We start from the raw sequence: 18,825 nt of genomic DNA, 5'->3' as shown, positions 1-18,825 counted from the left end.
CGTCTTTCACAACCGTTTTTCTGGTACGGCCTGAGCTTGTTCGGCCTGGAATCGGAGGGCGTCGACCGCCGCCGCCGGGTCCGAGGCGCCATAGACGGCGCTGCCCGCCACGAAGACGTCCGCGCCGGCCACCACGCAGCGCTCGATGGTGTCCGCGTCCACGCCCCCGTCCACCTGGAGCCAGATCTGCCCGCCGTGCCGCTCGATCAGGGCGCGGGCCCGGCGGATCTTGGGCAGCACCATGTCGAGGAACTTCTGCCCCCCGAACCCCGGCTCGACCGTCATCAGCAGGAGCATGTCGACCTCACCCAGCAGATCCTCGTAGGGTTCGATCGCCGTGGCCGGGTTGAACGCGATGGCCGCCCGCGCGCCCAGCGACCGGATCTCGCGCAGCGTGCGCACCGGCGACTTCGCCGCCTCCACGTGGATCGTGACGCTGCCCGCGCCCGCCTCGGCGTAGGGCGGGGCCCAGCGGTCGGGGTCCTCGATCATGAGGTGACAGTCGAGCGGCATCGAGGTCGCCTTGCGCAGCGCCTCGACCACGGGCAGCCCGAGGGTCAGGTTGGGCACGAAGTGGTTGTCCATGACATCCACGTGCAGCCAGTCGGCATTGGTGACGGCCGCGGCCTCGTCGGCGAGCCTGGCGAAGTCGGCGGACAGGATGCTGGGCGAGATCTGTAGGGCCATGATGGTCAGAGTCTATTGAACGGCGCCGCCCGCGGCAGTGCGGGGGTTTCACTGACGGTCTCGTAGCCAGCGCAGCGAGGCCAGCCCCAGCGCGACCATCATGTCCACCAAGTGGCGATCGGCCCCCGCTCCCGCCGAGGCGGCGATCCGGAGCAGAAACCCGGAGTGCATCGCCAGCACCGCATCGATCTGAGCCGGATCGAGGTCGCGGGTCAGCGGATGCTCCTCGGCGAGCGACTGCGGATCCATCCCGCTGAGCGACACGCTTGCCAGCAGCGTCACCACGTCGCAGTGACCGGCCCCGACCCATGCGTGCGGCCAGTCGACGACGAAGACGCGCTCCGCGCTCAGCATGATGTTGAACGGATACAGGTCCCCATGCAGCAGCGTCTGACCAGCCAGAGCAGGTGCGGCGCCCTCCTCCATCGCGGCGAGTTCGTCGAGATGGCCGGCCGCCCACGGCGAAAGCGCACCGATCCTCCGCACGACGGCGCTCTCGACGCCGGCGGCGCCCTTCGCCAGTGCCACCCAGCCACCCAGCCGCGGCCCACCCAGGAACGCCCCGTCCACCGGTGACGGAGTCAAGGCCCGCACCAGATCGGTGACAGCCGCCAGAACCCGCTCGAGTTCCGCACGCCGCCACGGCTGGGCGGGCAGCCGTCCCGGAATCTCCTCGAATATCAGCGCGACCCAGTCACCGTCGTCATAGGCGTCCAGCAACCGTGGCACCGGCACCGTCCGGGGAAGCCGCCGCGAGATCGCGATCTCCCTACGGTGGAAGGCCGCCACCGAGGGCGCCGTCAACGTACTCGCCGCCTTCACGAACGCGCCCCCGCCACCCGCCAGACGCACACGCGCGGCCAAGCCCTCGGAGAACCCGCCCGGCTGACTGACCGCGCCGACCACCCCGTCACCGAGCAGCCGCTCGATCCCCGCCGCCACCTCCTCGGGCACGGCCGCCCAGGCGATCCTCCTGCCGCCCGTAGCCCGCGGGAGCACACCCCACTCGCGCGCCATCGTGCTCCTTCCCGCTCTGGCCACCAGGGATCAGCGGTCGAGCAGCAGCCTCACAGCGGGCCGCTGTCGGGCGACTCGGCCGCGGCGAGGCGCAGGATCGGGTCGAGCAGGCCCGGGAAGCGGTCGCGTAGATCGTCGGAGCGCAGCCGGATCCGCCGGTGCCGGCCGTCGACGGTCATGCTGATCAGACCGGCCTCGCGCAGGATCCGCCAGTGGTTGGACAGCGTCGATATCGGCACATCCAACCCGTCGGCCAGAACGGCACAGGTCGACTCGGGATTGCCCCTGGCCCGCCGTACCAACTCCAGGCGTACCGGATCGCTGAGCGCGTGCAGCACCGGCGCGAGCGTCAGCGCCTCGCGCGCGGGCTGGGGTAGCGGTCGCATGCCTCGACGATACCCGACCGTTCGATAGTTCGGAATTATGGAACTATGGTGTGCGGGAGCATCCACCTCACGAGAGGAAACAGCGTTGACCGCACACGAAGACGCGACGACGGCTGGATCGAGCCGAGCGGCCTTGCTCACGGTGACCTGCCTGGGCCAGTTCATGGTGCTGCTCGACAGCACGATCGTCGGTGCGGCACTGCCCGACATGCAGCACCGGTTACACATCCAGTTGAGCGGCCTGCAATGGATCGTCGACGCCTACGTCCTGCTGGTCGCCATGCTGTTGCTGTCCGGCGGCGTCTTCGCCGACCGCTTCGGCCGCAAGCGGGTGTTCTTGGCCGGCGTCGCGGTGTTCACCGTCGCGTCCTTGCTGTGCGCCGTCGCGCCCTCGATCGGCTGGCTGATCACCGGCCGGGTGGTGCAGGGCATCGGGGCCGCGGCGCTGAGCCCCGCCTCGCTGGCCCTGCTCGCCGCCGCGTACCCCGTTCCGCAGGAACGCGTCAAAGCGATCGGGCTGTGGGCCGGATACAGCGGAATCGGCCTGGCCGCCGGTCCGCTGGCCGGTGGCATTCTGGTGGACTCCTTCGGCTGGCCCGCCATATTCCTCGTCAATCTGCCCATCGGCGCGGTCCTGCTGCTGGCCGGTCTGCGCATCCTGGGCGAGTCCCGCAATCCCGGCGCGCCGGCGATCGACATCCCGGGGACGGTCCTGTCCGTCCTGGGCGTGGGGGCGCTGACCTATGGGCTGATCGAGGGCGGTTCGCGTGGCTGGACCTCGCCGGTGATCCTGGGGAGCTTCGCCGCCGCGATGGTGCTGCTCGCCGTCTTCGTCGTCGTCGAAGGACGTGGTTCGACGCCGATGCTGCCGCTGCGGCTGTTCCGGCAGCGGCTGTTCACGGTGTCCAACACGGCGATGGTCGTGGTGGGGTTCGCGCTCATGGGTTCGGCCTTCTTCTTCTCCCAGTTCTTCGTGTACGTCCAGGGCAGTTCGATTCTGCGTGCCGGCCTGCAGACCCTGCCCGCCTCCCTGGCCATGGTGATCGTCAGCCCGTACGCGGGCCGGCTCGCCGCCAGATACGGCTTCCGGATCGTGGTCACCAGCGGCCTGGCCCTGGCCGGGCTGGGACTGCTGGCGCTGGGCCTCGTACACGCGGACACCGGCTACGGGAACGTGTGGTGGCGGCTGGCGATCGTCGGCATCGGTTTCGCTCTGACCATGTCCCCGCTGACCGGCGCCGCCATCCAGGCGGTCAGCCCGCAGGAGGGCGGCCTCGCTTCGGGCATCAGCAGCACCACCCGGCAGATCGGCGCGGTACTCGGCGTGGCGGTGCTCGGAGCCATCGTCCGTACCCGGGAATCCGGTGGCGCCTCCTTCGAGGCCGGCCTCAACAGCGCCTTCATCGCGGCCGGCGCCGTCACCTTGGCCGGCGCCGTGTTCACGGGCCTGTGGCTGGCGAGGTCCAAGCCCGCGGAAGTCTCGGCGCCGCGGGCACAACCCACCGACTCACCCACGGCCACGACACCCTCCTGACCCGCCATCTCGATCGCGCCTGTGTCCACGCCCGGATGGCGGCGGTATGCCTGACGTGCGGCAATCTCAGCTTTTGGCCGGGTTACCGGGGCGGAAGAGAGCGGCCACGAGCGCCGCTACCGCGAGGCTGGTCACGGCGCCTACGAGCACCGCCAGATGCATGCCGTTCAGGACGCCGTCGACGTTCGCCTCGACGCCGGTGACCGTGCCGGCGCCGTAGAGCGCGACGGCGGCCAGCGCGGGAGTGCCGAGGGTCAGGGCGATCTGCTGGCTCATGGTGCTCAAACCGGTGGCCAGGCCCTGCTCCTCGTTGGGCAGGCCGGAGGTGGCGATGACCGTGTAGGAGACCAGGCCCATGGCATGGCCGAAGAACGCGACCGCGACGGCGGCGAGGACGATGTAGATGCCCGCGGCGCCTTCGCCCACGGTCAGCAGCCCCAGGAGGCCCAGCCCCTGGACCGCCAGGGCGATGACGAGGGTCCGCTTGCCGCCGATGGCGCCGATCACCCGGGGGGCGAGGAGCCCGCCCGCGATGGCCGCGATGCTGGACCCGCCGAACGCCAGGCCGGAGGCGAGCGGCTGGTAGTCGAGGACGTCCTGCAGATAGAGCGTCATCTGGAAGACGACCGCGCTGGGCATGCTGATGACGATGATCCCGGCGAAGTTGCCCCAGCGGACAGTGGGCCGCCTGAGCACACTGACCGGCGCCAGCGGGTGCGGGCTGCGTAGTTCGATGAACCAGAACGCGACCAGCAGGAGCGCGGCGAGGATCAGGCAGCCGATGACGACGGGGTCGCCCCAGCCGTTCCGCTCGGTCGCGGAGATGCCGTAGACCAGGCTGACCAGGCCGCCGGTGACCGCGACCGCGCCGGGAATGTCGAGGCGGCGGCGAATCCGCTCGCCGGTGTCGCTCAGCACGCGCGGGGCGATGAGCACGATGAGCGCGACGACCGGCAGGTTGATCAGGAAGGCCCAGCGCCAGCTCAGCAGCTCGGTCAGCACGCCGCCGAGCACCGACCCGAGCGCGAAGCCGCCGGTCAGCAGGGTGCCGTTGAGCCCGAGGGCGCGCCGGCGGAGCGGGCCTTCCGGGAAGGACGTGGTGAGCAGCGACATCGCGGCGGGTGTCGCCATCGCGGTGGCCAGCCCCTGCCCGATACGCCCGGCCAGGAGCATGCCCGGCGACTGCGCCAGGCCGCCGACCAGCGATGCCACGCCGAGGAGCAGCATTCCCGCCAGGAAGAGGTTGCGCCGGCCGAACAGGTCGGCGACGCGGCCGAACAGCAGGGTGAAGCCCGCGGCGGGCAGCATGAACCCCGTGACGATCCATTGCAGGTTGCTCAGCTCGAAGCCCAGCTCGGAGCCGATCGTCGGCACGGCGATGTTGAGTACCGAGAAGTCGACCGCGAGCATGAACTGGGCGCCGAGCAGGAGAACCAGGATCAACTTGTGCCGGGACGTCATCTGGTTCTCGATGGGTTCGTCCCGCGCCTGCTTGCCCGGATCGAGCGTGGAGTCGAGCTCCGTCATGCTGTTCCTCTCGCCTGATGCTCTCGTACGTCGGAGTGCTCGATCACGGGTTCGCGAGGGTCGATCGCGGCCCGTGAGCGAGCCAACAGCAAGAGGAACACCGGCGAGCCGCAGCGGGTTGCAGGGAATCAGCCGAGCGGGACGTCTGACGAGCGGGAGGGGATGGCGTCGAGTGTGCCGAGCATGTCGTGGTCGAAGGTGATCGTACCGGCGGCGATGTTCTCGTCGAGGTGCTCGATGCTGGCGGTACCGGGGATGAGCAGGACGTGGGGCGCGTGGTGCAGCAGCCAGGCGAGGCCGACCTGTACGGGCGTGCGGCCGAGGGACGTCGCGGCGGCGTGGACGGCCGCTTCGTCGGTCACCTTCGGCATCTGGGGGAAGGCGCCGCCGAGGGGGAAGAACGGCACCCAGGCGATGCCCTCGGTCCGGCACAGTTCGAGCACGGCTTCGTCGTCGCGGGTGACGAGGCTGTAGGCGTTCTGCACACAGGCGATGCCGGCGGGGATCGCTCGGCGCAGCCCGTCGAGGGTGACACTGCCCAGCCCGATCGCGCCGATCTTGCCCTCGTCGCGCATCGCCGTCATCACGGCGAGCTGGTCGTCGATGTCGACCACCTGATCGCCCGTGGCCCGCACTCCGGGACCGGAGTCGGGACGGCGCAGGTTCACGACCGGGATCTGCTCCAGGCCGAGGCTGATGAGGTTGTCCTCGACGCTGGCGCGGAGTTCTTCGGGCCGCTGTGCGAGCCGCAGCGGGATCGGACCGTCGGGGTCGGGGGTGGCGCCGACCTTGCTGACGACCATGACGTCGTCCTCCGGCCGGATCGCCTCGCGGAGGAGCCCGTTGACGAAGCCGTTGCCGTAGAACTGGGCGGTGTCGATGTGGTCGACGCCGGAGTCGATCGCCCGGCGCAGGACCGCCAGGGCCGCGTCACGGTCGTCGTGCAGGCGGCTGAGCTGCATGGCGCCATATCCGATGCGGGACACGGTACGCCCGGCGAACTGAGCGGTGCCGCCGGGCCGAGGAACATTGACCGGCTCATCGGAAAGGGTGTTGCTGGAGGTCATCATAATCCCATCCAGGTAAGATGCCAGAGATAACGGAGGAACCTCCGCTATCTCTGACCGACTATAGAGCAATATCGGAGGTACCTCCACTTTGACTTCGCCCGAACCGGCGTCCGCCGAAACCTCTTTGAGTTCGCCCGAGCCGGCGTCCGCCGAAACCGCCGCAGGACAGCCGGCCACGACACAGCGCCCGCTCCGCGCCCACGCCCAGCGCAACCGGGACAAGCTCATCGCCGTCGCCCGGACCGCCTTCGCGGCCGCCGACGACACCGTCCCGCTCGAAAGCATCGCCCGTGAGGCGGGCGTCGGGATCGGCACCCTCTATCGCCATTTCCCCACCCGCGAAGCGCTCGTGGAGGCGGTCTACGCCGCCGAACTCGACAACATCACGACGAGCGCCCCGGCGCTGCTCGAACAACTCCCGCCGCAGCTCGCGCTGCGCGCCTGGCTGGAGCGCTACGCGGCGTTCGCCGCGATGAAACGCGGCATGGCCGACGCACTGCGCGCCGGGCAGGCCTCAGGCCGCATCCCGACAGCCACCACCAGGGAACGCATCACCGCCGCGATCACGGCGATCCTCGCCAAGGGAGCCGACACGGGCTCACTCCGTGCGGACGTCGACCCCGACGACGTCGCCACGATGCTCTTGGGCATCTTCCTCGCCACAGCGGCCCGCGATACCCCCGAGCAGACCGGCCGACTCCTCGACCTGCTCGTTGACGCCCTACTCCCCAATCCAGGCCGCTAGCGGGGGTGCGGGGCAGCCCGAAGGATCATTTCGTGTCCCAGACGCACCAACGCATGACAACTCTCGTCTCCGAAGCCGGCTACCGCAGCGACGAACCGATCGTGGTCGGGATGCGGCAAGGCGGCGCGCCACCCGTACTCCTCGCCCAAGGGCTGTCAGTGACCGCCGCGACGCTCGCCTACGCGGCGTCACTGTCGAAGCATACGTCTGCCTGGCCGCGGTGGTGGAACGAGCGGCGGACACGCCGCTGCCCGACTTCGCCGAGCGCCACCTCTTCGTCCCGCTGGCGATGGCGGGCACCCGGTACTGGCCCGGGCCTGACCCGACACCCCCGGGCGCCGCGCCGCTTGCCCGCCTTCATCCCGCCCCGCTGTCCCTGGGTGACGGCGGGGTATGGACGATTCTCAGCGATCTGCTGCGCTGGGGCCAGGCGCTCAACGCCGATGAACTCGGCATCTCGGAGCTCATGCAGACTCCTGGACGCCTCGACGACGGAACGCCGATCGACTACGCCTGGGGCATTGGCGTCCGATCCCACGCCGGGCACCGCGTCTATCGGCACGGAGGAGGCTGGACAGGCCTGCGTGCCCTACACGCCCGAGTACCCGACCTGGACCTGAGCGTGGCTCTCCTTGCGCTCAACGACCACACCGAACGCCGAGTCCCGCTCCTCAACGGCCTTCTCGATGCGGTGACCAATCCCAGCTTCCGGTCGAAGGACGAGCAGAGCTGATTCCCGGCGCCCATCACGCCGGGAACGCGAACATGATCCGCTCAGAGCGGGCGCTTGCGGAGGAGGGCGAGGAACATCGCGTCGGTGCCGTGGCGGTGCGGCCAGAACTGCGCGTGCGGGCCGTCGCCCAGCCCGTCGATCTCCGGCAGGTAGTCGCGCGCGTCGAGCTGCTCCACGTCGCCGCGCCGACCGGCGACGTCACCGACGACGACCCGGGTCTCGGCCAGGTGCGGCGAACAGGTGACGTAGGCGACCACCCCGCCGGGCCGTACGGCCTCGAGTGCGGCGTCGAGCAGGCGCCGCTGCAACCGGCCCAGCTCGGCGATGTCCGCGGGATCCCGCCGCCACCTCGCCTCGGGGCGACGGCGCAGCGCTCCGAGCCCGGTGCAGGGCGCGTCCAGCATGATCCGGTCGAACGCACCCGGCCGCCAGGCCGGCTCGGTCCCATCGGCGGTGACCACGGCGGCGTCCCGAGTGGTCTGCCAGACCAGCCGCGCCCGGTGATACTGCACGTCGGCGGCCAGCAGCCGGGCCCCACCCGGATAGGCCACCGCCCGAACCCCGAGCCCAACAGGATCGGCGAGATAGCCGTCGTCGGAAGCCGCGACACCCCCGCGATCGGCAAAGTAGCTGTCCTCGGAGGCCGCGAGGTCGCCGTAGGTGGCGATGGCGTCGAGGAGGCCCGCCTTGCCGCCCGGCCCTGCGCACATGTCGAGCCACAGCTCGTCGCGCCCGTCGAGCGGCACGCGGGTCAGAGCGAGCGCCACGAGCTGGCTGGCCTCGTCCTGGACTGCCGCGCGGGTCTCGGCGACCGCCGGGATCCTGCCCGGGTCGCCCTCCGGCAGATAGGCGGCGTACGGCGAGTAGCGGCCCGGATCGGCGCCGCTGTCGGTCAGCTCCTCGACCGAGCTGCGGCCGGGCCGGGCGACCAGCGTCACCAGCGGCCGCGCGTTGTCGGCGGCCAGCAGATCGGCGACCTCGTCGGCCCGGCCGCCCAGAGCGTCGCGGAACGCGCTCACGATCCACCGCGGATGGCTGTAGGCCACCGACAGATGCCCGGCCGGGTCGTGGGCCTCGTCGGGGGCCACGATCGGGACCCACTCCTCGATGGTCCGTGACCCGATCTTGCGCAGCACGGCGTTGACGAACTTGGCGGCGCCCGCCCCGATGCGCAGCCGTACGAGATCGACGGTCGTGCCGACGGCGGCGTGCGGGGGAACGCGCATCTTGAGCAGCTGGTGGGCGCCGAGCCGCAGGGCGTCGCGCACGTCGGAGTCGGGCGCCCGGTCGACGCACATCTCGATGATCGCGTCGTACGTCCCGAGCCCGCGCAGCGTCCCGTAGGCCAGCTCGGTCGCCAGCGCCGCGTCACGCCCCTTCACCCCGCGCTCGCGCAGCAGGCGCGGCATCAGCAGGTTGGCGTACGCGTCACGCTCGTCGACGGCCCGCATGACGTCGAAGGCGGCATTGCGCGCCTGGTCACGCGCGGGACCCCGCGACCGGCCCCGGCCACCGCCACGACCCCCGCCCTGACCGCCCCGGCCACTACCTTTCCCGGCCTGCCCGCCGCCCTCACCCGCACGACCGTCACCACGCCCGGCCTGACCGCCCCGGCCACCACCACGCCCGGCCTGGCCACCGGCTCGGCTGCCGCCTTGACCACCCCGGCCGCTGGCCTGACCGCCTTGGCCGCCTTGACCGGCCCGGCCGCCGCTGCCATGTCCGGTCCCGGTCGGCCGTCCGTCGTTCTGGCGGCGCGGGCCCTGTCCCATATCGTTTCTCACTCGAACCTGTCGTCGCTCTCAGGACGCACACCGCGCGCCCACTCCCCCGCGCTCATCAGCCGCTTGCCCTGCGGCTGGAGCTCGCCCAGCTCGACCGGGTGGGTCGCGGTGCCGACCAGCACGGTGTTCTTGGTGGCGGCGATGGCGCCGGGCGGCAGCGGCTCGGCCGTGGGGGCGAGCCGGACCGGGCCGAGCTTCAGCCGGTGGCCGCGGAACTCGCTCCAGGCGCCCGGGTTGGGGGTGCAGGCCCGGATCAGGCGGTCGACGTGCATGGCGGGTGCGGACCAGTCGACCCGGGCGTCGGTCACATTGATCTTGGGCGCGATGCTGATCCCGTCGGCCGGCTGGGGAACCGCCTGCAGCTTGCCGTCGGCCACCCCGTCGAGCGTGGCCGACAGCAGCTCGGCGCCCGAGACCGACAGGCGTTCGAGCAGGGCGCCGCTGGTGTCGTCGGGGCGGATCTCCTCGGTGACGACGCCGAAGACCGCCCCGGCGTCGAGCTCCTTGACGATCTGGAACGTCGAAGCGCCGGTGATCTCGTCACCGTGCAGGATCGCGCGCTGGACGGGCGCGGCGCCCCGCCAGGCGGGCAGGATCGAGAAGTGCAGGTTGATCCAGCCGAGCGGCGGCACGTCGAGCGCGGACTGCGGCAGCAGCGCCCCGTAAGCGACCACGGGGCAGCAGTCGGGCTCCAGCCCGCGCAGCCGGTCGAGGAACTCCGGGTCGCCGGCCTTGACCGGGCGCAGCACCTCGATGCCCGCCTCCTCGGCCAGCTCGGCCACCGGCGACGGGTGCACCTTGCGACCGCGCCCCGACTGGGCGTCGGGCCGGGTGACGACCGCGACGACCTCGTGCCGCGGCGAGTCGATCAGTGCGCGTAGTGACGGCAGTGCCGTCTCGGGCGTGCCCGCGAAGACCAGGCGCATCGTCAGAGTGCCTTCCCGCCCGTGGTGTGCGGGGAGAACTTGACCATGGGGACGGACAGCCCGCTCCACTCCGCCTCGCGGACGGCCTTCATCGCGAGCTTGCGCTGCTTGGGGTCCATCCGGTCGATGAACAGGATGCCGTCGAGGTGGTCGGTCTCGTGCTGGAAGCAGCGGGCCATCAGGTCGGTGCCCTCCAGCGTGACCGGCTCGCCGTACATGTCGAAACCCTTGGCGACGGCGCGGATGGCCCGCGGCGTCGGGAACGACAGGCCGGGGAAGGACAGGCAGCCCTCCTCGCCCTCCTCGTCGATGTCGGCGGACAGGTCGAGATCGGGGTTGATCAGATGGCCGAGCTGCTCGTCGACGTAGTAGGTGAACACCCGCAACCCGACGCCGATCTGCGGGGCCGCGAGCCCGGCGCCGGGGGCGTCCATCATCGTGTCGGTGAGGTCTTTGACCAGCTTGCGGAGCTCCTTGTCGAAGTCGACGACCGGTGCCGCCGCGGTGGTCAGCACCGGGTCTCCGAACAGGCGGATCGACTGGATCGCCAAAGGGTCACTCCGTTTCGTCAGTGGGTCAGCCCAGTTTAGTGTGCGCCAGCGATCGGGCCTTCATCGCGGCTTTGCGGGCTGCCTTGACCACGGCCTTGTCGTCGTGCGCGGCGGCGAGCATGTCGAGCACCGCGATCGTGTCCGGGTGGCCTACGGCGGGCATCTGGCCGACGAGCCGGATCAGGTCTTCGCCCGGTTCGGGGTCCAGCCGGCCCGCGGCGGGGCCGGACAGGTGCATGAGGGCGGCCAGCGAGTCGACCGCGATCCAGGTGTGGTCGTCGGGGCTGAGCGTGGGGGCCTCGAGGTCACGGATGTGCAGCCAGGACGCGGCGTAGCGGCGCATCAGCGGCAGCTCGAGCGCCTCGCGGACGGGGGCCTCGGCCTCGGGCCCGAGCTCCTCCAGGATGGCGCCCACGGCGCCGCGCTGCCCCGCGGTGCCCTCCGCCGCGATCTCGATGAGATCGTGCGCGGCCTGCGCGGGCGGGCGGCGCTCCAGCCAGCCGGCCACCGCGCTCTGTGTGGCGGCACCCTTGACCAGGGCCTCGACCAGCTCGGCGGCGGACAGGTCGGCGAACACCTCGACCTCGGCCGTCGTCGGCGCGTCATGCCCCTCGCGCAGCAGGTCCCTGCGTACGGCCCAGACGCCGAGCGGGGTGAGCGCGGTGCGGCCGGCCGCGGTCTGCTCGACCAGGCCGCAGTAGGCCAGCAGCGCCAGCGCGTCGAGCAGCTCGGCGGGCAGCGAGGCGGCCAGTCTGCGCATCTCGATGGCGCCGGGCTCGCAGGCGACCTCGTGCGACTGCAGGATGCCCCGGGCGAGGTTGGCGATCGCGACGCCGGAACGTACGGAGTAGACCGTGGCCAGCATCTCCGCCAGGTGCTCGTCGACGACGGCCGAGCCGGTCAGGCCCTCGTCGGCGCGGTCGAGCACGTCCATGACCACGCCGTCCCAGAACTCCAGCGTCGCCTCGACCGAAAGCCGCTCGGGCAGCGGCCCTCGCGAAGCGCGCCCGCCGGCGATCTGGAGCAGCCCGGTGTTGACGGCGACGATCCAGACGAGGCGGAGCCGGGCGGCGTCGAGGCCCAGCTCGGCGGCGGCGGCGTGGGCGTCGGCCGCGACCGGCAGCCCTTCCGGGGTGACCTCGCGGGTGCCGGTCCACTTCATGAGCCGGATGGCGTCGGCGACGAGCGGCACCGTGGGCACGATTCCGGCCAGCTCGGCGTCGGGCGCCAGCAGCACAGGTGGGAACGTCAACGCCTCTTGCTCCGCCACGGGAGTCTCCTCGGGTGGCCGTGGGGGCACGGCGGACTGCTCATCGATCAGCTTACGCAGCTCGGCGAGGTCGAAGACGTTGTTTGCCACCCCACGAAACTTACTGCACACGAGTCACATGAGCGTACTCAACGGATGGCTCGGGAGCGCGCTTTGAAGGCGGCCTTGCGGGCCGCCTTGGCCACCGTACCGTCGGGCAGCGAGCGTCCGAGCAGCTCCAGCACCTCTACGACGTCGGGGTGGTCCACGCGCCACATCTCTTCGATGAGGTGGGCGGGCGGGCCGGAGGCGGCCATGTTCTCGGCGAAGATCTCGGGGGCCTCTTCGGCGGCGGGCAGCGCCAGGGCGAGCATGTCGATGCTGACCCACAGCAGCTCCTCCTGGCTGAGCTGCGGGGCGGCCAGCCCTCGGGCGGTCAGCCAGTGGATGGCGTGCGGGCGCAGCTCCTGGTCCTCCAGGCAGGCGCGTACCTCGGGCTCCGCCTCGGCGCCCAGCCGGTCGACGATGGTCACCGCGATGCCGCGCGCCACGGCGGGGGCGCCGGAGGCGGCGGCGAGCAGCTCGGCCGCCGCCGTGACCGGGCTGCGGCCGGCCAGCCACCGGCTGATGTCCTCTTCGGCCAGCTCGGTGGGCATGCCGTCGAGCAGGCCCTCGATCAGCCCGGTCGCGTCGGCCTCGGCCAGGTCACCGGCCTGCGGGGCGTCGAGGCCGAGCGCCAGGTAGTGCTCGCGCAGCCCCCACACGGCCAGCGGGGTGAGCCCGGCGGCCTCGCCCTCGACCGCGACCATGCCGCACCAGGCCAGCCGGTCGAGCACCGTGCCCAGCTCGGCGCCGCCCGCGTCCGCGACCTCCTCCAGGTAGTCGCCGATCACAGTGATGGGCACGGGCGCCCGCAGCCGGTAGAGCATGTCGAACAGGTCGTAGAGCTCCTCGTCGAGCTCGGCCGAGCCGGTGACCGTGCCGCGGGTGTCGCGTTCGACGATGTGGGCGACGATCTCGGCCCACGCCTGGAGCGGGTCGTCGCCGACGTCGCGCCGCAGCTCCTCTTCCAGATCTTGGTACGGTCCGGCGTTCCCCGCCAGGAGCGGCACGTTCGCCAGCTCGGCCACGAGCGCGTCGGGCTCCGCCAGTCGTACGGCCGGCAGCGGCGCGCACCCCGGGCAGTCGCAGGGCGCCTCCCCCAGGTCGGGCAGCTCGCCCGAGGGGATCGCGACCGACTGCTCCAGCGACTCGGGACCGATGGAGCTGAACAGGCTCTTGGCCATGCCGAAGTTGGCCGTGTCGGCGAGCGCCACGGGCATCTTCGGCTCGATGCCGGCCAGCTCCTCGCGCATCGCCGCCGCGGTCTCCTCGCCGACCGCGCCGGCCTGCTGCAGGAAATCGACGAGGGTACGGGCGGCGGCCACGGTCTCCGGCGCGCTCTCCGGCGGTGCGATGACCTTGCGAGGGTAGATGGACAGCAGCAGCTCGTCGAAGGTCGCGGGAGTGAAGTCGCCCAGCTCGTTGACGTTGAGATAGTCGCTGGCGTAGTCGCAGAGCAAGCGGATTTCGTCCGCGTCCACCACGACGCCCCGCGCGCGCCCCCAGGCACGGAGGTCGTCGATGGCCTGGTTCACCCATTCGATCGACACAGGGGCACGCTAACGGCTGGCTTACAGATGAGCGAATCGGGGAAACCGCTTAAATCAGGTCGAGCGGGTCGACACTCACCCGTACGACATCAGGTGCCTTACGGGCCGCACGTACCCCACTGGCCCCTTTGAGCGCGGCGGCCAGCGCGGCGCCGCCGCCGCGCGGGACGCGGATCATGGCGCGTTCCCTGCCCGCCTCGTCCACCGGCACGGGGCCGAGCACCTGGGCGCCGTCGGGCAGGCGCGTCTCGTCGAGCATCTGCCGGACCGCGGCGGCGCTGCCCGTGAGCGTCGCCATCCGTACGGCGGGCGGGAAGCCCAGCTCGGCGCGTTCGGCCAGCTCACGCTCGGCGTGGGTGATCGGGTCCCAGCGCAGCAGCGCCTGTACGACCGGCAGCGCGGCGTCGCCGAGCACCACCACCTCGGCGCCGGGCCGGAGCAGGGCGGCGGCGTTCGTCCAGCGGCGCAGCGCCTCCTCGGCGGCCCGCAGGTCCGGCCGGCCGAGCAGCGCCCACGCGTCCAGCAGCACGGCCGCCGCGTAGCCGCCCTCCGCCACCGGCTCGGCGCCGGGTGTGGCGACGACCAGGGCCCGGGTGGCGGGCACGGTGGCCAGCACGCCGTCGCGTCCGGAGGTGCGTACCGGGACCGAGGGGAAGGCCCGGCCCAGCTCCTCGGCGGTACGGCGGGCGCCCACGACGACCGCCCGCAGCCGGTGGCCACCGCAGTTCGGGCAGCGCCAGCCGGCGTCCACCCGGCCGCACCAGCGGCAGTAGGGGGCGGAGTGACCGCCTCGCAGGCCGAGCGGGCCATGACACGACGAGGGCCCCGCGGAACTGGGCTCACTTTCGAGTCTCAGCCCGCTCTGCTTCGTCCCGCGGCCGGCCGTCGCCGCCATGGCCAGGCCGGGTATGTCGGCATACGGCTCGCTCGCCTCGGCTCCTGGAGCCGCGCCGAGGCGGGTGGGCGGGAGCGCGCAACGGGCGGGGGCGCGGCAGTTCTGGCAGGCCAGTGCGGGCAGGTAGCCGCGCCGGGGCACCTGGACCAGCACCGGACCGGACTCCAGCCCTTGGCGCAGCGCGCGCCAGGCCAGGCTGGGCAGCCGGGCCTGGCGCGCGGCCTGGTCCTTGGCGAGTTCGGCGTCCTCTCCGGCGGGATGTACGCGGGGGGCGAGGCTTCTGATCGTGGCGCGGGCGGCGACGATCGGCCTGGCCCAGCGGCTGGCGATGAGCTGCGTGGCCTCGGCAGTACGCGTGTAACCACCGATCAGCATGGCCGCGCCCGTGCGATGGGCTCGTAGCGCGAGGACTTCGCGGGCGTGCGGGTAGGGGGCCAGCCGTTCGGCGTGAAGGTCGTCACCGTCGTCCCAGATGGCCACCAGACCGAGCGCGGCCACGGGGGCGAACACGGCGGCCCGGGTGCCCACGACCGCCCGTACCTGCCCTCTCAGGACGCGCAGCCAGCGCCGGTAGCGTTCGGCCGGGCCCAGGTCGGCGGTGAGCGCCACGTGCCGCCCGTCACCGAGCACCCGGGTGAGCTCGGCGTCGGCCAGCGCCACGTCCTTGCCGTCGGGCACCACGACGACCGCGCCCCGCCCGCCGTCGATCGTCGCGCGGACCGCCTCGGCCACCGCCCCGGCCCAGCCCTTGGCCCCCGGCAGGGCCGACCACACGGCCCGGGGCGCCCGGCCGTTGCGCAGCGCGTCGAGGAACGACGGCCCCATCGGGTAGTCGTCCCAAGCCGCGTCACCAGGCGTACCGGGAACCGGTTCGGGCGGCGCGGCGGTCGTTTCGGCGGGACTCGGGGGGGTCGCTTCCGCCCTGGCGTGGCGGGGCGGGATGGCCAGGCGCAGGACGTCGGCGAGCGTGCCCGCGTAGCGGTCGGCGACCGCCCTGGCCAGGCCCGCGATCTCCCCGGTCAGCACCCGCTCGCCCGACACGACCCGTTCGAGGGCGGTGAGCTTGCCCGCGTGCTCGCTCTCCTCGACCCGTTCGAGCACGAACCCGTCCACCAGCTGACCGGCGAACCGCACCCGCACCCGCACCCCCGGCTCGGCCGTCTCGTGCATCGTCGCCGGCACCAGGTAGTCGAACGGCCGGTCGAGGTGCGGCAGCGGATTGTCGACCGCCACCCGGGCCACCGGCCGCGAAGGAGCGGGAACCGGCGCCCCCTTACCGGGCTTGGACGGCTCCACCCTCCGCACGGCGTCGAGCGGCAGGAGGGCGTTGGAGTCGGTCACGCATTACGTCTACCAGACCCGGACCCCCCGTAACGCCCGCACGCTTGTCGGACCCAAGCCCCACGCCTGCCCGGTCCCCAGCCCCACTGCTGCTCGGTCCCCAAGCCGCGGACGGGGCTCAGCCTTGCTCGCGCTGCCGCCGCCCGATCACCCATGCGGCGACCTGACTCCGCCCGGAGAATCCGAGTTTGGCGAGGATGTTCTCCATGTGAGAGTCCACCGTGCGCCGGGCGACGACCAGCCGCTGCGCGATCAGCCGGTTGGTCAGCCCGGCGGCGACCAGCTCGGCGACGTCCGCCTCGCGCGGGGTGAGCGGCGCCCAGAACGGTACGGCCGGGGCAGGAGGCGTGACGCTCGGGGCGAGCGCGTCGGAGATCACCTCTTCCTCCGACATGGCCCGGCCCTCGGCGACGGCCTTGCCGTGCTGCCGGCCGAGGGTCTCGCGTAGTTCCCTGAGGTGGCTGTCGCGCTCGGCGGCGAGGATCGGCGCGCCGAGCAGGGGGCTCACCTCGTACCCCCACAACCGTTGCGCCGCGCTCAGTAACCGGGCGGCGCGGGCGGGCCGGCCCTGGTCGGCGGCGAGCCGGCCGAGGAGCTCGACGCAGAGCGCCCGCCCGAACGTCATGTGCAGCGACACCTGCGTCCGCAGTGCCGTCCTGGCCAGGGTGTCCGCCTCCGCGTACTGTCCGGCCGTCTGCCGCGCCAGGGCGAGCGCGAGCTCCGTCCAGGCGGCGGTGGCGGCGTCGCCCGCTTCCCGGCCGAGCGTGCCGGCCTTGGCGAGAACCTCCTCCGCCTCGCCGGTACGGCCGGCAAGCAGCAGGGTGAGGCCCAGTTCGACGGTGGCATCGAGCGGATGGACGCCACCGTCGGGCGGCAGGCCGTCGACGCACCGGGTCAGGTGGCGTTCGGCCGCGGTCAGGTCGCCCGCGCAGAGGCTCACCGTGCCGCGCGCCTTGGCGAGGTGGAGGGCGCCGCGCGGGCCCAGCTGGGCCGCGGGTGCCTCGGCCTCCTCCAGCGCCTTACGGGCCGCGCCCAGGTCTCCGCTGCCGGCCGCCAGGTGCGCGAGCAGGAGCAGGGCGTCGAGCCGTACCGGATCGGGGCAGGAGGTGATGGGCAGCAGGCGTTCCAGGTAGCGGCGCCCGTACCCGGCCATGCCCCCGAACGTCCACAGCCGGCCCAGCCGCAGACCCATCCGCAGCCCGCGCTCGCGGGCGGCCGGGTCGGCGGCGAAGGACTCGAGCGCGGCCCGCAGATCGCCCCACTCATCCCTGACCCGGACAATCGCCTCACCCCGGTCACGGCCCACCGCTTCGGCGAGCGTGTAGTAGTGCTCGCGGTGGCGTGCCCGCAGGCGTTCCCGCTCGCCACTGCCCGCCAGGCGAGCCGCGGCGAACTCGCGCACGCTGTCGGGCATGCGGTACGCCGCCCGCCCCTCGTCCTGCTCCCTGGTCACGATCGCCTTCTCGACCAGCGCCGCCAGCGTGGCGCGAACCCGCGCGGCGGGCAGCGGACCGCCGGCGCAGACCTTCTCGGCCGCCGCCCGCTCGAACGTCCCCGCGAACACGCTCAGCCGCTCCCACAGCAGGCGCTCCTCGGGCGAGCAGAGCCCGTGGCTCCACGCGATCACGGCCCGCGTGGACACGTCTCCGCCCCGGTGCGTACCCGCGTCCGGCGAACGTCTCCCCCAAGGGCCGCCCGTCTCCGCTGGATGGCTCCCCTGCGGCCCGCGCACGTCCGCTGAGCCGCTCCCCCGAAACCCCCGGGCGTCCGCTGAGGGCCTGAGCCGTCTGCCCGCATCTGCCACGTTCCTGGCCCGCTGCCCACCCACGTCCACGGGATATGTGGCCCGCCGCCCATTGTCGTCCGACGCCACCGGCTGCCCATCCGGGTCCGGGCGGCCGAGCGAGTCCGAGCGGCCGCTCGGGTCAGGGTGCCGGTCCAGGTCCGGGCGGCCGAGCGGGTCGCCGTACGCGTCCATCCGCGCGAGCAGCTCGTCCACGGGCGACCGGCGGACGTGGGCGGCGGCCAGCTCGATCGCCAGCGGAATGCCCTCCAGGCGGCGGCAGAGTTCGGCGACGGAGGCCGCGTTTCGCTCGGTGAGCTCGAAGCCGGGATCAACGCCGGGGTCGACGGCCGCGACCCGGTCGAGGAGGAGCGACACCGACTCGACGCGCGCCACGTCGGCGGGCGCCGACTCGCCACCTGGTACGGCCAGCGGCCGGACGATGACCGCGTGCCCGCCGGGGACGCGCAGCGCCTGCCGGCTCGTGGCCAGCACGTGCAGGCCGGGGACGGCGCGCAGCAGCGACTGTACGAGGGCGGAGCAGGCGGCGGTCAGGTGTTCGCAGGTGTCGAGCACCAGGAGCAGGCGGCGGCGCGACAGCTGCGCGGTCAGGTCACCGGTGACGTCGAGGCTCTGGGCGATGACCTCCTCGAGGGACTCGGGGTCGGTGTGCCCGGCCAGCTCGACGAACCGGCTGCCGTCGGTGAAGGCCCGCCGCATGAACTGCGCAGCCCGTACGGCCACGCGGGTCTTGCCCACCCCGGCGATGCCGGTGACGGTGACGAGGCGGCTGCGCTGGAGCATCCGCCGGACGTCAGCGACCTCCTGACGGCGACCCACGAAGCTGGTCGCCGTGGCACGCCATGGCATGATCCATTCCCCAGTTTCCGGAAGATCCAAGGAGACCACGGTACGTCTCCACGGCCTCCCTCAGAGAACGGGCCC

At 72.4% G+C, this 18,825-nt stretch carries 16 protein-coding genes; 3 read left to right on the top strand and 13 right to left on the bottom strand.

Features of this window, described 5'->3' with window-relative positions; genetic code table 11:
• Positions 1-6 precede the first annotated feature (6 nt).
• The 3 genes from rpe to ACGFJ2_RS25305 are packed head-to-tail and all read right to left on the bottom strand — an operon-like array spanning position 7 to position 2,090.
• Positions 7-687: a ribulose-phosphate 3-epimerase gene (rpe, locus tag ACGFJ2_RS25315; protein ID WP_357945312.1), complete on the bottom strand. Its 681-nt coding sequence runs from the start codon at positions 685-687 to the stop codon at positions 7-9.
• 48 nt (positions 688-735) lie between these two features.
• Positions 736-1,704 (bottom strand): aminoglycoside phosphotransferase family protein, encoded by a 969-nt coding sequence (locus ACGFJ2_RS25310; protein WP_357945310.1) that lies wholly within the window; start codon positions 1,702-1,704, stop codon positions 736-738.
• Between the two features lie 50 nt (positions 1,705-1,754).
• A complete protein-coding gene (locus ACGFJ2_RS25305; RefSeq protein ID WP_357945307.1) occupies positions 1,755-2,090 on the bottom strand; it encodes a helix-turn-helix domain-containing protein in 336 nt (111 codons plus the stop codon).
• A gap of 85 nt (positions 2,091-2,175) precedes the next feature.
• Between ACGFJ2_RS25305 and ACGFJ2_RS25300 the strand changes: the two genes are divergently transcribed.
• Positions 2,176-3,624, top strand: coding sequence for an MFS transporter (locus tag ACGFJ2_RS25300; protein ID WP_357945304.1), 1,449 nt, complete (start codon positions 2,176-2,178; stop codon positions 3,622-3,624).
• 66 nt (positions 3,625-3,690) lie between these two features.
• Here ACGFJ2_RS25300 and ACGFJ2_RS25295 read toward each other — a convergent pair whose 3' ends face one another.
• Both ACGFJ2_RS25295 and ACGFJ2_RS25290 read right to left on the bottom strand, forming a co-directional pair.
• Positions 3,691-5,151: an MFS transporter gene (locus ACGFJ2_RS25295; protein ID WP_393472115.1), complete on the bottom strand. Its 1,461-nt coding sequence runs from the start codon at positions 5,149-5,151 to the stop codon at positions 3,691-3,693.
• 128 nt (positions 5,152-5,279) lie between these two features.
• Positions 5,280-6,221, bottom strand: coding sequence for an aldo/keto reductase (locus ACGFJ2_RS25290; RefSeq protein WP_393472112.1), 942 nt, complete (start codon positions 6,219-6,221; stop codon positions 5,280-5,282).
• A 124-nt stretch (positions 6,222-6,345) separates the two neighbouring features.
• On the opposite strand from ACGFJ2_RS25290, the gene ACGFJ2_RS25285 reads away from it, so the two are divergent.
• Positions 6,346-6,966: a TetR/AcrR family transcriptional regulator gene (locus ACGFJ2_RS25285; RefSeq protein WP_393472109.1), complete on the top strand. Its 621-nt coding sequence runs from the start codon at positions 6,346-6,348 to the stop codon at positions 6,964-6,966.
• Positions 6,935-7,699 (top strand): serine hydrolase domain-containing protein, encoded by a 765-nt coding sequence (locus ACGFJ2_RS25280; protein ID WP_393472106.1) that lies wholly within the window; start codon positions 6,935-6,937, stop codon positions 7,697-7,699. The genes ACGFJ2_RS25285 and ACGFJ2_RS25280 overlap by 32 nt, the downstream gene beginning before the upstream one ends.
• A gap of 41 nt (positions 7,700-7,740) precedes the next feature.
• Here the strand turns inward: ACGFJ2_RS25280 and ACGFJ2_RS25275 are convergent, their stop codons facing one another.
• The 8 genes from ACGFJ2_RS25275 to ACGFJ2_RS25240 form a co-directional block, all read right to left on the bottom strand.
• Positions 7,741-9,150 carry an RsmB/NOP family class I SAM-dependent RNA methyltransferase gene (locus ACGFJ2_RS25275; RefSeq protein WP_393472104.1) on the bottom strand — a complete coding sequence of 470 codons (1,410 nt, stop codon included), beginning with the start codon at positions 9,148-9,150 and terminating at the stop codon, positions 7,741-7,743.
• On the bottom strand, positions 9,108-9,419 hold the full coding sequence (locus ACGFJ2_RS25270; protein WP_393472101.1) for a hypothetical protein: 312 nt from the start codon (positions 9,417-9,419) through the stop codon (positions 9,108-9,110). Before ACGFJ2_RS25270 ends, ACGFJ2_RS25275 begins: the two co-directional genes overlap by 43 nt.
• A 60-nt stretch (positions 9,420-9,479) precedes the next feature.
• Positions 9,480-10,409, bottom strand: a complete 930-nt coding sequence (gene fmt / locus ACGFJ2_RS25265) for a methionyl-tRNA formyltransferase (RefSeq protein WP_393472098.1) — start codon at positions 10,407-10,409, stop codon at positions 9,480-9,482.
• Between the two features lie 2 nt (positions 10,410-10,411).
• Positions 10,412-10,960, bottom strand: coding sequence for a peptide deformylase (gene def, locus ACGFJ2_RS25260; protein ID WP_357945280.1), 549 nt, complete (start codon positions 10,958-10,960; stop codon positions 10,412-10,414).
• 25 nt (positions 10,961-10,985) lie between these two features.
• On the bottom strand, positions 10,986-12,320 hold the full coding sequence (locus ACGFJ2_RS25255; protein ID WP_393472091.1) for a hypothetical protein: 1,335 nt from the start codon (positions 12,318-12,320) through the stop codon (positions 10,986-10,988).
• Positions 12,321-12,358: 38 nt separating this feature from the next.
• A complete protein-coding gene (locus tag ACGFJ2_RS25250) occupies positions 12,359-13,861 on the bottom strand; it encodes a hypothetical protein (RefSeq protein WP_357945274.1) in 1,503 nt (500 codons plus the stop codon).
• A gap of 49 nt (positions 13,862-13,910) precedes the next feature.
• Entirely contained in the window at positions 13,911-16,097 is a 2,187-nt protein-coding gene (locus ACGFJ2_RS25245) for a primosomal protein N' (RefSeq protein ID WP_393472087.1), read from the bottom strand.
• A gap of 118 nt (positions 16,098-16,215) precedes the next feature.
• Complete coding sequence (locus tag ACGFJ2_RS25240; protein ID WP_393472084.1) at positions 16,216-18,750, bottom strand: ATP-binding protein; 2,535 nt, start codon at positions 18,748-18,750, stop codon at positions 16,216-16,218.
• Positions 18,751-18,825: the final 75 nt, after the last annotated feature.

Source organism: Nonomuraea sp. NPDC049028, from assembly GCF_043197735.1.
Taxonomy (GTDB): domain Bacteria; phylum Actinomycetota; class Actinomycetes; order Streptosporangiales; family Streptosporangiaceae; genus Nonomuraea.
This window is presented reverse-complemented; position numbering and strand designations above follow the sequence as displayed.

Bases quoted from the DNA above. Each gene is read 5' to 3' on its own strand.
- rpe (WP_357945312.1), bottom strand. From the start codon at position 687: ATGGCCCTACAGATCTCGCCCAGCATCCTGTCCGCCGACTTCGCCAGG.
- ACGFJ2_RS25310 (WP_357945310.1), bottom strand. From the start codon at position 1,704: ATGGCGCGCGAGTGGGGTGTGCTCCCGCGGGCTACGGGCGGCAGGAGG.
- ACGFJ2_RS25305 (WP_357945307.1), bottom strand. From the start codon at position 2,090: ATGCGACCGCTACCCCAGCCCGCGCGCGAGGCGCTGACGCTCGCGCCG.
- ACGFJ2_RS25295 (WP_393472115.1), bottom strand. From the start codon at position 5,151: ATGACGGAGCTCGACTCCACGCTCGATCCGGGCAAGCAGGCGCGGGAC.
- ACGFJ2_RS25290 (WP_393472112.1), bottom strand. From the start codon at position 6,221: ATGATGACCTCCAGCAACACCCTTTCCGATGAGCCGGTCAATGTTCCT.
- ACGFJ2_RS25275 (WP_393472104.1), bottom strand. From the start codon at position 9,150: ATGCGGGCCGTCGACGAGCGTGACGCGTACGCCAACCTGCTGATGCCG.
- ACGFJ2_RS25270 (WP_393472101.1), bottom strand. From the start codon at position 9,419: ATGGCAGCGGCGGCCGGGCCGGTCAAGGCGGCCAAGGCGGTCAGGCCA.
- fmt (WP_393472098.1), bottom strand. From the start codon at position 10,409: ATGCGCCTGGTCTTCGCGGGCACGCCCGAGACGGCACTGCCGTCACTA.
- ACGFJ2_RS25240 (WP_393472084.1), bottom strand. From the start codon at position 18,750: ATGCCATGGCGTGCCACGGCGACCAGCTTCGTGGGTCGCCGTCAGGAG.